The following is a 15313-nucleotide window of genomic DNA, read 5'->3' as shown; positions in this document are numbered from 1 at the left end:
AGCCGCGTAAATGACGCGCAGTATTGTTTACGGTCTTACCAAGACAAAGGACCTCGGTTCTTCCAGAATATCCAGCGGTTGGTTTCACGAATTGGGGCTGTGCCGATACTATATTCATCCCGGCCGCCGCTTGTCAGGTTAATCCGGTGCAGCATGCCGCCATAGGTACCGACCAGCAGGAAACTCTCATCCGGCGTCGCGATCAGCCCGGAAATTGTACTTCCTACAAAGTAACGCCATATTTCGTTACCCTCATGATTGATATAACGGAGGTATCCATAGGCATCGCCAAGAATGCCTCCCTCCTTCAGTGCGACACCGGCGTACACGCGCATTTCTTCATTTATCGGCAGTCCTTCTTCAAAGGCTCCCGTTTCTACAGCATGCAAAGGTACGGATATCGTATCCCCGTTGTAAAAATGGCAGGCATTAAACCACACGGAACGACCATCCTGCGTGAACAGGCTATAATGTGGATAACTGGAATGCGGCTCGATTCTGTACAACTGCTTCCCCTGCAGGTCCATCAGCAGATGCTCGCTGGACTGGCTGCCATATGCCAGCCACCTGCCATCCCTCGAGACAGCGCCATGCGCCATGTCGATTCTGGTATCTTCAAGCTCATCCTCTCGGAGCTCCCCGGCGTCCGGATGCATTAATTGCGCCTTCGAGTCTTCCAGCAGGTAAATGCCATACTCGCTAACGAGCAGAACCTGCCGCCCATCGTCGAACGGAATGATACCATCGAGAATATCATAAGGCCTCTCTTCATCAGCCAATGATTCAAGATCTTTGAGATCGGCCTTCATTTGGCTGCAAATATCCTGCCATGTAAACTTCGCAACCTCTTGCCCGTTCAAGGAAGTATCCGGCGAAAATATCGTCCGTACCCCATTCTCATCGGCTACTGCCAAGTATTGTCCATCTGCGGAGCTCCCTGCACAGCCGATTCCCGTTAACTCGGTTATCCTATCATTACCGACGACATACGCGAACCGTCGCTCCCATGAAGCTCCCGTTTGCAGCAGCACATGGCCGTCTTCCCATGCATATAGGGGCTTCACCGCCTGCGTCTCCTCCTTGAACTCTCCTGTCAAAGGCCAGGACGCAGGCGGCAGCTCTTCGCGAAGCAGAGCCGTTTCACCGGCTTCATTGGCGGAAGCGATCATCCTAACCACTTCTTGAGCCATAGCCGGGCGTCGATCCTCTTCTATGGCAGGCGGTTCCTCCTCCCAATGGGTCTCCATTCCTACGCGTATATATTCATTAACGTCGGCGGCATAACGTTTGCCTTCCGCGCGCCACACTTCCGCTGTTTTCCGGTCCAACCAACTCATATGTAATACCTCCCATTAAGTAATCTATTGAATATGAAAAATGATGGTTTGTTCCTCTGCCCCTTAATCCAGCAAAGTATAGATCAAATCCTCATGAACATGGATCCATATGGACTCCTCCATCATTATACATTGAGGATCACCCACTGTGACCTTACTTGCACATATTCTAACTTTGGTGGTGGTATTATCTACCGTTTCTATATCCCTCACAATATGATTGGTTTATAATTCAATGCTTTTTCAACGATCTCCTCTGGTATCAGATCGACTTCCGGCCAAAAAATCAGATTGCTAATGTCAGGGTGAGGAAGATTCCTTTGCAGCAGATCGATCCATTCTCCCACCTCTTCCTCACTGCCTTCCCCATTATAAAGTTTTGTCACCAGATCAAGGATTTGAGCTTTCGTTAAGTTGTTCATATGCAGTTCCTTTCTTGTTAATTCAGTTCTACCGGATAGCTGACTCTTGTTGCCAACGCAAAAACACCTCCAAGGTTGTCTCCATATCTTACGACATGGTTGCATTCTCTTGAAGGTGTATTTTATTTGTCTCACGTTATGGGGTCGGTCCCGTATCAAGGAAGTTACAAGGATTACGGACGCTGTCTTTCATCAACACAGGGCTGGATAGTCTGCAGTCGTAAACTTAGTAAATAAATGCACGAGTAATAATAACCAACAGAATGAATAATACGAGGATTGCACCTGTATTTGTAAACAAGCCAGCACAGCTACAGCTACAACTGCAACTACAGCTTCCGATTCCACCTAGTTCTCCCATCGCGACATTCCTCCTTTCGCCTGTTTATTCTAAATTGTATGAATGAAAACGACTTGTGGATTGGGCTTTTGTTTGAAAAACCGGCGAAAACCTAAAAATTTTATCCTCGTCTACGGAAATGGATGCGGATAAGGATTAAGCTCCTGCTGAGTCAGCCTGTGATTTGCGTAACCTAGCTTCATCGGTACATCTAACACCCTATTCAGGCCAGTGAGCCGGGTAAGATGATGTCCGAACGTCATGGGTAACATTCCTGGTATGAGCACCTTTACACAACGCAGTCCGTTGCGGAGTGTCTCACTTGAGGACTGGTCAACTACAATGACATCCATCTGAAGACTGCGAAAAACTTGAAGTACTTGTTTTAAATCCTCTGTTAAATTTTCTTGCCACGGCCTTGAATGAAACTCTTCTGCAAAAGTACGGACAGGGTTCCGTTCGTCCAATAAGAAATGAAGCCGTTCCTCTGCCTGTGGCAAGCTATAGAGCAAGGAGTGATCTTCCATATTCTGCACAAGGGACGAGTCATCAAGCATAGCTTCGGCTTCCAGCCTCCGTTCATTCAATCTCCTCTCCGTCGTCGGGATCATGCCCGCCAGCTCATGTATGGCGCTCTTGGCCGCCCGAATCGGATCGATATGAGCTCCAGCAGAACAGATGAGGTTCACGCTGTGTTCCGCCCCTCCTTTTGCCAGTGCCCATATGCTGGGAATTCCGTTTTCCATCGTGGTATTGTATAAGCTCACTTCATAACCAGTAACTGCTCTTAAACGCCCAATCATCAGGATCAGCTCCGGATCTCCCGATGAACTATAGTCAAGCCGCGGAACCTGCAGTCTTGCATACCAGGTCAACAGAAAGGAATCTCGCTCAACCACCTCGAGAATCCCGTACAAGATGGCCTCCTCTAAGCTTCCTCCTATCGCGCACCCGTTGGAGTTTTCATATACAAAACCCTCTCCTTCGCCCAGACTGTAATAAGCCAACAGATTGGGAACCAGAATCGGACATGCCTCTAGAAACGAATATCCCCAGACCCATTCCATTGGAGAATCAGGATCATACGGGATGAAGGGAAAATCAGGTTGTTCGTATTGCTCCTCTGCATGAAGCCCTACCCTAGACGGATCCAGCGCAGCAGCCTTAAGATGGGAATAGCTGTCCCGCACGATCGTTCGTTTGCCGCGTGGAGTCACACCGCAATAACGCTCCAGCCCTTCTAATATCCCCGCGAGCTCGCTATCCACATACGAGTGTGAACGCCCCCCCGTGATCTCATCGTAAAAACCTAAAGGAAGGTTTATGCCGGCACTGGCAAAGACAGCGTCGAGACCCCACTTCTTATCATTAAAGATTCCGGTACGATTGTCCCAATAATCTCTGAGTAGAACCTTCTTCAAATCATTCATCGAGCGGCAGCGGTAGCTGTTGCTCGTTTTTAGGCACTTCTGTAGTGATATCTCCGCTAACTCCGCGGAATCATCCGGCAATTGCCCACAAACCGAGCAAGTCCCCATTGGCAGGACATAATGGATTGTGCTGCTCAAATTACTCAAATTGATTAAATAGAGATGTTCTTCCGTATTCGCTCTGTCGCCCCGCAGCACCTTATCCGTTTCCGCTGAGATCATATGCGCCATATAACTAGCTCCCGCTGGAGATATTTCAGCAGTATAACGGGGAACATAATCATCAGACACGAGCTTCATAAGCAAATCCTGAACTTCTTTGCGATTGCTCCCCGCCAAAGAAACCCTAGCTTCTGCACATTGGAAGCATCCAGTCGTTCCCGGAACAATCAGCGGCCCTATGATTCCTTCTCCCAAGGATACATAGGCACACAACCAAGGAATACCACGCGGCCCTAACATCTGTTCAGCTTCATAATAATAGGAAGAGTTATCCTCATCCTTCAGTACCACTACAAAGTCTACAGCGGGTATATCTTCACTGAAGTCCTTTCTTCGGACAAGCAAGAGCCTGGACAGACGCTTGCACACGGCGTCGGCAAGCATTCCCTCTCCAATAATCGCAACAGTATTCAAGGGGATTCCTCCTCTCCGAGAACTACTCCATATGCTACAAAGGGTCCTTTCCCCCACAAAGATTCGCTGTGCAGTTCAAACACCTCAAGACGCCTATGGCACTGCTTCAGAGTCTCATTGGCTGATAACATCAAAGAGCTGTAGCTTAGAGAATCGCCATCGGAAATTATAATGTCTTGCATTTCATGATCCTTCCAAAGGACAGGAGAAACCGTAGTGCGCTCGGTCTTACTTAACGCCTTCTGAAGGGATTGACGAAGTGCATGCGTGAAACTAAGATCTACGCTGCCATACCACGAGGAATCCGAATAGACCCACACTGTCGGAAAACCGAGCAACGGCTCACCTACTGCAATAAGAGATTCCCCCTCTAGGGTGGTTAACGCTTGTAAATAATACTGACAACGGACGTCTTCGATTTGCTGGCATGCTATACGCTGAACAACTTTCGGCTCATCTGACAAAATCCGCTTGTCTAACTCTTTAGTTAGACAAGCCCTAACCCCTCGCAGAGCGGCTTCAGTTATATCGCACCCAACTCCGATACTGATTCCTTCCTGCTGATGTTGAGGTAAGCCGGCAAACAAAAGCGGGATTATACGGGCCGTGTAGGCTTCTAACCCTGCCAATCCCGACTCTCGCCGAGCCTCTATATGCGTTAGTCCACTTCGGACAATGGTCGGCAAAAGATGTGCTGGTTCTTTTGACAAGGGGTCTGCAGGCTGAACAAGACACTGTGCCAGCGGAAGCTGGATTAAGTCCGCCTCTTCCCATGCATGAAAAATGCCTGTTACCGTCGAAGTCAGTTGGTTGAAGGCAGTAAACCATACCTCCGGGCTTACCTGCTCATGATTTATTTTTAGGTTAAGCTCCATATTTTTCACCGGACGGGCCGCGTCATACCCGGATACTAAAGGATGAGATAGAACAGAATGCCAGCTTCCAGTTAACGTGACAGGGTCAAGTAAAAAGCATTGATCTCTACAGCCCAATTCATGCTCACCCGTAATCGCTTTATGCCATTCATGGACAATAAGATTGGATAAGATGCCTGCGGCCGCAGTGGAGAAGTCCTCCGGCATTCGTTTCTCGGGAAAGGCAGACGAATGAATTCGCAACCATGCCGACTCCCAGTGTCCGTCGCCGCCCGGATGCAGCAGCGGGCCTACCATACCCATTCCTCTTATCACGATGGCAGGGAGCATCTGTTTCCTTTCTGCTATACAAGCATGCTGAACACTCCGAAGCTCCTCCAATTCGCCATGCTCCGAAACATACAAAATAAATTGAAAAGGTCGAACGATCGCCCTCCAATTTAGCTCCTCATCTCCTGCTGCAGCAATCATATTTAACGTGGCCTCAGTCTCACTGCTTAGAGTTTGTTCGCAAAGTTCCCTTAGTTTTCCCATGTCTGTTGGTTCCTCGTTTGTTACATAAACCGTGAGTTTGGACAAACCGGATTCATACCATGATTCAGCAAGCGAGAGCAAGATTCGGCCGGAACCGACCGCAAGCGCACCTTCTTCCTGAAGAGACATCCTGCACAACTCCTTCCCCAACTTTGTGAAGCATACACTATTCAAACTGGTCAAAGTCCTGATTATCACAAACGACAAAATTCATTCTAAAGATATGTAGCCTGTTGTTTTTCTATGACTTCCTCGTCGGGCACTGGAATACTTAAATGCTTCCCACCGTATATAAATTTCTACGGTTTCCGCCTTGTCCTTTGATTTACGTAAGAGGGATGAGGCGATTTTTTATGAAGTTACGTTTCGTCCCGTCTATATTAGGTGTCATTGACCTGTGCTCCGAGATTGTCGATAATAGTAGAGAGAAGAATAAGTTCACTATCTTCAAGGGATTGGAGCTATGTAATGAAATATCATAATCTGGAAGAATGCATCATTGATCTAGAGAAACATGGCCATTTGGTTCGTATACATGAAGAGGTTGATCCTCATTTGGAAATGGCAGCCATACATATGAAGGTCTATGCCGCAGGCGGCCCGGCGCTGTTATTTGAAAATGTTAAAGGTTCAAGGTTCCGCGCGGTATCCAACCTGTTCGGGACGATTGAGCGCAGCAAATTCATTTTTCGGGAAACCTTCGAATCCACGCAAGACGTGATCGCGCTGCGCAACGATCCGATGAAGGCGCTCAAAAATCCGTTCAAATATATCGGGACGGGATTGGCAGCTAAAACCGCGTTACCTATTAAAAAAACGGGGGCTCTGCCACCCGGGTTTCAAGAAATCCAAATTTCCGATATGCCGCTAATTAAGCACTGGAAGGATGATGGCGGTGCTTTTGTCACGCTGCCTCAAGTCTATTCAGAAGATCCGGAAAAGCCGGGTGTTATGAATTCCAATCTGGGCATGTACCGGGTGCAGCTCACAGGCAACGAATATGAAATGAACAAGGAAGTCGGCATCCATTACCAGATCCACCGGGGCATCGGCATCCATCAAGCGAAGGCAAATAAATTGGGGCAGCCCCTTAAAGTAAGCTGTTTCATCGGGGGTCCCCCTGCGCATACGATTTCAGCGGTGATGCCGCTGCCGGAAGGCATGAGCGAACTAACCTTTGCCGGCTTGCTGTCCGGACGCCATTTCCGGTACAGCTATGTTGACGGTTACTGCATTAGCCACGATGCGGACTTTGTCATTACAGGGGAAATCCATCCGGGTGAAACCAAGCCGGAAGGTCCTTTTGGTGATCATCTCGGCTATTACAGCCTGATCCATCCGTTTCCCGTCATGCGAGTGCACAAGGTCTACGCCAAACAACAGGCCATCTATCCATTTACGGTCGTTGGAAGACCTCCGCAGGAAGATACGTCCTTCGGCGAACTGATTCATGAGCTGACCGGCGGGGCCATCCGGCAAGAAATCCCGGGTGTCAAAGAGGTTCATGCAGTGGACGCTGCTGGGGTACACCCCTTGCTCTTTGCCATCGGCAGCGAACGATATACCCCTTACCAACAAGTGAAACAGCCGGCAGAGCTTCTCACGATAGCCAATCGGATATTGGGCACGGGCCAATTGAGTTTGGCCAAGTATTTGTTCATTGCGGCAGAAGAGAAACAACCTTTAAGCACACATCGCATCGAGGACTTCTTGACCTATATATTGGAACGCATCGATCTGCACCGGGATATCCATTTTCAGACCAATACCACAATGGATACACTCGATTATTCAGGTACCGGACTCAACACCGGCAGCAAGGTCGTATTCGCGGCCGTCGGGGATAAAAAAAGGGAATTGTGCCAAGAGGTGCCTGAAGCCTTGAAGGATCTGCCCGGGTACTCGCCTGCCCAATGGATCATGCCCGGCATTGTCGCGATCCAGGGAGCCCCTTTTACGAGTTATGCCGAAGTGCGGCAGGAAATGGAGCGTCTAAACGAGACGATCCGTGCGAGAGGTTCCCTCTCCTCCTGTCCTATGATCATTTTGTGCGATGACAGTGGATTCATGAGTGCAACAGTGAGTAATTTCCTGTGGGCGACCTTTACGCGCAGCAATCCTTCCCATGATATTCACGGCGTGAATGTCCGCTACGAGCACAAGCATTGGGGCTGTGATACGGTCATTATTGATGCCCGTACGAAACCGCATCAGGCTCCGCCATTAATACCGGATGAAGAGGTTGAACGCAGCATCAAGCGTTTATTTTCGGACGGAGGCAGTTTAAGTCGTATTCCGATACGATAAGAGCGCTCGGCGAACATGAAGCGTTCAACCAGCATGGAATGGATGCAATACAAAATGGGCTGGTCCTTTTAAGGCCAGCCCTTAGTTATATAGTGAATCCTATTTTCTAACTGGGAGGGAGAACATGTTTCCAATACTCGAGACCAAACGTTTAACGCTGCGGGAAATCCAACATCAGGACGCCGAGGCTATCTATAGCTGTTTCTCGAATGATGACGTGACTCGCTATTACGGACAAGACACACTTACCACCCTCGAGCAGGCTCATCAAATCGTTGAGCTCTTCGCGAACAACTACAAGGAGAAACGCGGGATTCGATGGGGGATCGAAAGGAAAGACGCGCAAGGTCTCATCGGCACGATTGGGTATAACGTATGGTCCCCGCGGCATAAGAGAGCAGAAATCGGTTATGAACTGCATCCCGAGTTCTGGGGGCAAGGTTATGCAAGCGAAGCTGCTCTCGCCATCATCGCATATGGTTTACAGGAGCTTGGCCTGACGCGCATCGGTGCCGTTGTTTTTATGGAGAACCAGGCTTCCCACGCCCTGCTGACCAAACTCGGTTTTGAAGCGGAAGGTGTCCTTCGCCAATATATATATCAAAATGGCGTCGCACACGATACGCGGGTGTACTCATTATTAAAGAACTAGCTCCATTTACGTTAGGGTTCTACATAAACCTCTAAGCTTCATTCACCCGGAGATTCCTTGGCATCCAGAAACGGTTTGTTCACAAAATAATACATAAAACCCATCAAGAGCACGCCGCCAACCAAATTGCCAATCGTTACCGGGATCAAATTATGCAGTACGCCTTCCAATGAAATCGTGCCGGGATGATTCAGCACAAGCGCAATGGCAAAGGCGCACATATTTGCGACACTGTGCTCATATCCAGAAATGAAGAAACAGAATACAAACAGCATCATGGCAAACATTTTGGCCCCGTCGCCCTTCAATGACATCGGGATAAAAAAGGCAAGGCATACGAGCCAGTTGCACAGAATTGCCCTGAAAAACAGCTGCACTGTCGGGGTGGTCATTTTGTGCTCAACCACATCGAGCAGGAATCCATTTACGGATGAATCCATGAATAGTCCCGTCAAGAATATCAGCAGCGCAAACGTGCACGCTCCCAAGATATTCCCTGCGTAGCTGAAGACCCACAGCTTGACGACCTCGAGCCACTTTAGTTTCTTGCGCAGAGCGGCATACGTGTAGTAAAACGTGTTCCCCGTAAACAAGTCCCCTCCCCCATACGCGATTAGAATGATTGCCGCGCCAAACGTAATGGCGGCCATCGGGTAAGTCAGAGGGGAATGCTCCAGATAAAAGAAGTTGCCTGTCTTAAACGCAACAATGACGCCAAAGCCGATAAACATGCTGGCGAGCATGGAGCGGGCGATGTAACGAAGATGGCTTTGTTTGAAGATTTTGTGTTTTTTGAGAGCAAGCTGCTCCACCTTGAGTAATGATTCGGTTTCCATAATTCCTCCTGAAAAAGTCGGTTCTATATAGATTACACGATTTTTCCAATAATTCATATCACCTCATGCATCATTACCCCATTTTCCCAGGCGAAACATTCATGGTGGGCTGAACTCGATTTGGGCCCCGGTATCAAATCTGATATTTCATCTTCATAGAATCGTAACCCAATGCCGCTCAGCTTCCATTATCATGGGAAGATAAGTTTGGTTCATTTGTTTGATTAACAGCGTATGTGGTAATTAGTTGTTACAAAGGAGAGGATGCAACATGAACGTGAAACAACCAGCAAAAAAAGCAATCATCACCTTGACTATGGCAGGAGTCCTCGGCGTAAGTGCTATCGGCGTGAATCATGCTGTTTTTCCGCTGCAGCAAGCAGAAGCCGCCACAGCAGCAAATGCCGGTGATTATGCCACCGAGCACGCGCTCAAGACACTCAACAGCTTCTATAAACCTGCATTAAAGGGACAATTCCCTGGTGCCGTCAGCGGTTTAACAATCGGCAAAAGCACGAAGCAGGACGTATACAAGGCCATTGGCGAGCCTACCGCGCCCGGCAAGGATGCCGATGCCTTCGATGTTTACGGGGCTAACATGGGGAATCCAGGCTACGCCTTTTCCTATAAACTGAACAAAATCCGCGAGATGCGATACTTTGGCACGAACGTGGAACGACAGACGAACATCGGCGGCATCACCATGAAAATGCTGAAGCAGAACTGGTTTGCACCAAATGCCACAACCACTTTTAAAACCGGAAAAATCAAACAAACCAAGCTCACGTATAATCGTGGAGATTACAAATTGGAGTTCATCTTTAACAGCAGCACAGAGCTGGACCATATTAATCTGCTGAAAAAATAACCATTAGTAGAATATCTTACTTCCCCAAATTACGGTTAATATGTTCAGAAAACATCGAAAAAGCCCGGTCTCATAAAGAGCCGGGCTTTTCTGATTCATGTGCCAATACCTTACAACTTACAACAAATACTGAAACAACATATCATCCAGCCACTCCTGGCTGTATTCCATTCGCTTAAATCCGTCAGCCAGCATATCCACCTGTTCCCTTAACACATGAGACTCATCGGTCCCTTCTCGATAGCGGCTCAAAAAATGCAGAAATACATCCACCATACGCAAGCGCATGAGAACTGGAATCGCAGCAATCTCCTCTGCGCCCAGCCGTACGCGGCTGGCAAATCCTTCGCAAAACTGTCTTATGACTTCCCTCTCGTCGACGATTCCCAAAAATCCCGAGATGACAACCGCAGGCTCCATCGCTCTTACATCCCGTGTACTAAATTCAAAATCAAGCAGAGCGGTCACCGTCTGGGGGTACTCAGCGTCTACCAGCAGGTTCGAAAGGTTCAGATCGCCATGAACCAGCTGTTGCGGCAGATTTTTTAGAGATTCAAGCCTGCTGCATATATCAGCGTATGCTTCTTTTAGTATATGAAGTGCCTCTCCTTGATCCTTGAACTCCAATGGCGGTTGCTTGCAAAAATCTAGAATGAACGCTTCGCTGCATGTAGGATAAGACTGAAGCAGCTCGTAATACGGCGGATACACCGGCCTCATTCCGATTGAACAAGCCACAAGGGCATTTACCAGTTCCCCCGTCTTCTCCCCGAAGGAATACGCTGCTGGAGTGCTGCCTTCTTCCGGACGAGTTCCTTCAATATATGCAAATAGACAAGCATAACGATCACTCCCATCCTGAACCCGAACCATCTTATCGCCAGACACAGAAGGAAGAGGAGCGGGAATCTTAAAGCTCAGCGGCACCCGCTGCAGCGATTCCAGAACGGCAAACTCGAATTCGATTCTTGCCTGATCTCGATGCGTATTGTAAATACGCATGACCGAGCGGCGCTGCTCGTTATGAATAAAATGGGTCGTATTGTTCCAGCCCGTAGGACCATCAACCCGTTCACCGTTCCATTCTGGCCAGTGAGCTTGCAGAAGAAGCTGAATCATGTTTCTACCTCTCTTACCTTTTCAATCTTAAGTTATATGAAGTTATATCGAATGGTTCATCATTTTGGTGCAGCTTCTTCCGCTTTCGCCACAATGACCTTAACGCCAAGCTCCTGGATCCGGTCCACGACCTCCTGATCCGCCTTCTGATCGGTAATTAACACATCCAGATCTTCGACGGCGCCAGCTCTGGCAAAGCCATCCTGTCCGAGAATCCGATGCGTTGCCATGCCAATTCTGCGGCGGGATACGGCAGAGACCGCGCGTCCAAATGCAGCAACTTCAGGTGTAGCCACGTATATTCCCTCATCGGAAATACCGCCTCCGCTAACGAAACTGATATCCAATTTAAATTGACGAATAAATTCGTTAGCAAGCGCGTCCGTGATATTTCCGGAAGGCTTCACCCGTCCGCCAATCAAATAGGTGTCAATCCATTCGCGCTCACGCAGGGCTTCTGCTACACGCATGCAGTTGGTCACGATCGTCAAGGGCATCTGCTCCGGAAGATGCTTCAGTAGTAAATAGGTAAGCGAGCTGCTGCCAATGAATAACGTATCTTTTTCTCGGACGTATGAAACGGCTAATTGAGCAATGGCGTTCCCTTCCGGGGAGCCTTCACTATACCGCTGTTCCGGAGCCACGGGCGGCTGCCGGACTTTCATGGAAGGAATTGCGCCTCCGTGCGTTTTCTGGAGTAAACCTTGCTCCTCCATCATTGTCAAATCCCGACGAATCGAATCAATCGATATTTCAAATCGCTCGGCCAAGTCCTTGGCAATCACCCGTTTATCTTGATGCAGCAAAGCAAGAATTTTCTGACGACGTTCCTCGGCAAACATTCCTGATTGATCTTGCACCATACATTTCCCTCCTGAACATTCATTATGTTTTCATTTAACACCTCGATTATATTCACTTTTGTTCCGTTTTACAATCAATATATTTCGTTTATGTTCAGTTATATGCATTTTTAAGCGATTTTCTAAAAATACTGCATGATCAGCTAACCACGGAAGGCCCCTATAAAGCCCGATCCCTCACCACCCGGAAACCGCAATTGCCCGTCGAACTGTCGGGCGTATTCCCGCTACGCGCCGCGACTCGATACCGGTTGCAATAGGATCTGTGGCACAGGTACGAACCGCCGCGCATGGACCTACTGCCGGTAGACTCCCCAAAGAACGGATGGATGGCCGAGGTCACTTGATGATAAGACGGGCTGAACCAGTCGCCGCACCATTCCCATACGTTGCCGGACATGTTATAGAGTCCGTAACCATTCGGCTTGTAGGCATCCACTGGCGCGGTACCGATATATCCGTCGCTGGCGTTATTTTTAACTGGAAATTTACCTTGCCATATGTTGCATTGATGTTCTCCGTCCTGTTTCAGCAGATCTCCCCACGGATAGGTTCTGCCCTCCAAACCGCCGCGAGCCGCATACTCCCATTCCGCTTCCGTCGGAAGCGACACGCCGGCCCATTGGCAGTATGCCGCGGCATCGTTCCAGGATATATGTACAACCGGATGGTCCATCCGGCCTTCGATGCTGGAATCCGTTCCCTCAGGCGCAGCCCAGTATGCGCCTTCGACCACCAGCCACCAAGGCACCTCTTGCGGGACCTGGGCTACTTTTGCCTTCGTTTCCTCCGAAGCCAGCAGCTCAAAAACAAACGACCAGCCGAAACGCTCCGCTTCCGTAACATAACCGGTGGCTTCAACAAAACGTTGAAATTCCTCATTTGTAACGGCATGAGGCGAGATTTCAAATCCAGAGACGGTTACGCTGCGAGCCGGCCCCTCGCCGTCACGAGGGAAACCTTCATTCGAATTCGTGCCCATCGTAAACGTCCCTCCAGGCAGCATGATCATGTCGGTATGGAGATCAGGAAGAGACTGTTCATGATCCTCTTCTTCTCTAGTAATGCCAAGCTGATCCTTCTGATCGGTTTTCGCTAACTGCACGCTCGCTCTGGAGCCGGCGCAGCAAGAATGTTGCTCTCCCATGCTAAGTTCCTCCTATGCTTGATACAGAGAACAGGACAACCGCTACCAGAGCGGTTATCCTGCTTCACCTTGCTATAATGACTATTACACGAACTCCCGAGGATGGCGGCGCATCAGCTCCGGTACCGCTTCTCCCCGGCCCGTGTTCTTCAAACGCTCGATATACCCGGGCAAATGACCTTTGGCATGGTAAGGTCCCCCCTCCTTCATGACCGTCCACAACGGATCCACGTCATACGGCATCGTTGACATCATATGATCATGCCACTCATTCAGCAGGTAGACGGCCTCCCTGCAAAGATCCGGCCTTTGAGAGGCCTGATTGTGCTGTTCATGAACGTCCTCCGTGATATGGAACAGCATCTCTTTGTCAAACAGATGATAGCCGTCATGATAGGTTCGAATGTACAGCCAATCTCCAAACCGCACGCTTCGCTGACAGACATGAGCACATTGGGATACCACCAGATACTCCCTGCCGCTGTCACTTCCGTTTCGCAGGCTCTCCGCATAACTAATGCCATCCCAGCTTCTTGCCGGTGCAACGTTCATATATTCCGCCATCGTAGGCAGAAGATCCAGGTGATAGTGCAGGTTGCGATCCGATATCCCTTTCATGATGCCGGGCCCCCGCATAATCATCGGGATGCGGCAGGTCCCCTGATCCGCTGTGCCATGCTCGCCATAAATCCCAAGCTCGCCCATGTTCTCGCCATGATCCGCGGTAATGATAACGATCAGGTCATCCATTACGCCCTTGGTTTCCAACAATTCAAAGATAGCTCCGATATGCTCGTCCATATGCCGAATACCGCAATCATAGCCGTCCACCATCGCTCGCAAATCCTCCATCGTCCGAATCTCTCCGGGATGACGCGGGTAATCGGGGGATACATCACTATTATACATGTTAATTTCGTTCACTCCATGCGGGCCGACCTTCTTCTGATGCTCCTGAAGCACGTCTTCAGTAATCCAATCCGGGAGAGGATCATGCTCGAATGGATTTCCCAGCGACTGAGGCGCCCGATACGGTGTATGCGGATCCCAGAAGTTCACATAGAGCATCCAGTTATCTTCGTCGGCGTTGCGATCCAGCCAGTCCAGCACGACCGGAGATACTTCTTCTGCAGACTCCAAGCCTCCCTTGCCCGTATTATACATTTCATTGAAGCCTGCATAGAAGGTCCAGGCGGAATGGCGTTCTCCGAACGGACTGATCAACGCGGTTTTCATACCGGCCCGGCGGAATATGGCGGGAAAACTCTCCGAAGCAAGCTTATCGCGGAAATCCCGCGTCATGCCTTCATGCCGGACATCGGCAGCTGTGCCTCCATGACCCACAACACCGTTATGAATACCAAACTTACCAGTCATTAATGCGGTTCTTGAAGGAAAACATGGAGCATCCGAGGTATAGTAATTGTCAAAACGCACGCCTTCCGCCGCGATTCGGTCAATGTTCGGCGACGTATTCCGGTGATAGCCATAACAGCCTAAATGATCCGGTCTGGTCGAATCCAAATCCAGTAATAACACTCTCATATCGTCATCGTTTCCTTCCTCTTGTCGAATTCACTTACCCTTCTCCAGGACTCATGTCAGCGTTTACAATAATCCTGCAATTGTCTGAAATTATAGGCCACCACTCTATACGCAGTCGATGTACATTTCATAAATTAGTTGTACGATTCCACTCCATTTTTTAATTATATAAGTAAGTTGAACTAAAGATTCTCAGCCCGAGCATCACTTCGAATACGGATTATTCTTCCGATCGCTGTTGCCCCCAGATTTCTATCAATCCATTAAAATTGGTTGAAATCCGGATGCAGTATATGCTTCCGATGCGAGCTTTCCTTTGGAAAGCTTTCGGGCGACCGCTACCGCTTCTCCAGAATAATTCCGCCTTCTCCGTTGAGGTTCCTCTTTTCATTAGTTCAATCT

The 15313-nt window shown here is 49.0% G+C and carries 13 protein-coding genes; 3 read left to right on the top strand and 10 right to left on the bottom strand.

Going from position 1 to position 15313, the window contains the following annotated elements:
* Positions 1-35: 35 nt before the first annotated feature.
* The 5 genes from ABEW73_RS30055 to ABEW73_RS30035 form a co-directional block, all read right to left on the bottom strand.
* Positions 36-1337 carry a hypothetical protein gene (locus tag ABEW73_RS30055; protein ID WP_430165462.1) on the bottom strand — a complete coding sequence of 434 codons (1302 nt, stop codon included), beginning with the start codon at positions 1335-1337 and terminating at the stop codon, positions 36-38.
* 209 nt (positions 1338-1546) lie between these two features.
* A complete protein-coding gene (locus ABEW73_RS30050; RefSeq protein WP_430165465.1) occupies positions 1547-1759 on the bottom strand; it encodes a bacteriocin immunity protein in 213 nt (70 codons plus the stop codon).
* Between the two features lie 226 nt (positions 1760-1985).
* A complete protein-coding gene (locus ABEW73_RS30045) occupies positions 1986-2120 on the bottom strand; it encodes a YjcZ family sporulation protein (protein ID WP_430165468.1) in 135 nt (44 codons plus the stop codon).
* Between the two features lie 110 nt (positions 2121-2230).
* Entirely contained in the window at positions 2231-4165 is a 1935-nt protein-coding gene (locus tag ABEW73_RS30040) for a TOMM precursor leader peptide-binding protein (protein WP_430165472.1), read from the bottom strand.
* The gene (locus ABEW73_RS30035) at positions 4162-5703 is read right to left on the bottom strand and encodes a hypothetical protein (protein WP_430165475.1); all 1542 of its coding nucleotides are present in this window, start codon (positions 5701-5703) and stop codon (positions 4162-4164) included. The genes ABEW73_RS30040 and ABEW73_RS30035 overlap by 4 nt, the downstream gene beginning before the upstream one ends.
* Before the next feature lie 339 nt (positions 5704-6042).
* Here ABEW73_RS30035 and ABEW73_RS30030 point away from each other — a divergent pair, with 339 nt between their 5' ends.
* Together ABEW73_RS30030 and ABEW73_RS30025 are read left to right on the top strand one after the other, a co-directional pair.
* The gene (locus ABEW73_RS30030) at positions 6043-7881 is read left to right on the top strand and encodes a UbiD family decarboxylase (protein WP_430165478.1); all 1839 of its coding nucleotides are present in this window, start codon (positions 6043-6045) and stop codon (positions 7879-7881) included.
* 124 nt (positions 7882-8005) lie between these two features.
* The gene (locus tag ABEW73_RS30025; protein WP_430165481.1) at positions 8006-8533 is read left to right on the top strand and encodes a GNAT family N-acetyltransferase; all 528 of its coding nucleotides are present in this window, start codon (positions 8006-8008) and stop codon (positions 8531-8533) included.
* 38 nt (positions 8534-8571) lie between these two features.
* Here ABEW73_RS30025 and ABEW73_RS30020 read toward each other — a convergent pair whose 3' ends face one another.
* Positions 8572-9369 carry a formate/nitrite transporter family protein gene (locus ABEW73_RS30020; protein WP_430165484.1) on the bottom strand — a complete coding sequence of 266 codons (798 nt, stop codon included), beginning with the start codon at positions 9367-9369 and terminating at the stop codon, positions 8572-8574.
* Between the two features lie 271 nt (positions 9370-9640).
* Between ABEW73_RS30020 and ABEW73_RS30015 the strand changes: the two genes are divergently transcribed.
* Entirely contained in the window at positions 9641-10237 is a 597-nt protein-coding gene (locus ABEW73_RS30015; RefSeq protein WP_430165487.1) for a YjgB family protein, read from the top strand.
* Positions 10238-10354: 117 nt separating this feature from the next.
* Here ABEW73_RS30015 and ABEW73_RS30010 read toward each other — a convergent pair whose 3' ends face one another.
* From ABEW73_RS30010 to ABEW73_RS29995, 4 genes are all read right to left on the bottom strand, one after another.
* On the bottom strand, positions 10355-11356 hold the full coding sequence (locus ABEW73_RS30010; protein WP_430165490.1) for a phosphotransferase enzyme family protein: 1002 nt from the start codon (positions 11354-11356) through the stop codon (positions 10355-10357).
* Positions 11357-11415: 59 nt separating this feature from the next.
* Positions 11416-12198, bottom strand: coding sequence for a DeoR/GlpR family DNA-binding transcription regulator (locus ABEW73_RS30005; protein ID WP_430165637.1), 783 nt, complete (start codon positions 12196-12198; stop codon positions 11416-11418).
* 181 nt (positions 12199-12379) lie between these two features.
* Complete coding sequence (locus ABEW73_RS30000; RefSeq protein WP_430165493.1) at positions 12380-13366, bottom strand: formylglycine-generating enzyme family protein; 987 nt, start codon at positions 13364-13366, stop codon at positions 12380-12382.
* 84 nt (positions 13367-13450) lie between these two features.
* Positions 13451-14911 (bottom strand): sulfatase family protein, encoded by a 1461-nt coding sequence (locus tag ABEW73_RS29995; RefSeq protein ID WP_430165496.1) that lies wholly within the window; start codon positions 14909-14911, stop codon positions 13451-13453.
* Positions 14912-15313 lie beyond the last annotated feature (402 nt).

This window comes from Paenibacillus lautus (assembly GCF_050482385.1).
In the GTDB taxonomy this organism is placed as follows: Bacteria; Bacillota; Bacilli; order Paenibacillales; family Paenibacillaceae; genus Paenibacillus_AQ; species Paenibacillus_AQ lautus_B.
The sequence above is the reverse complement of the archived record's forward strand: the minus strand, read 5'-3'. Positions and strand labels throughout refer to the sequence as shown.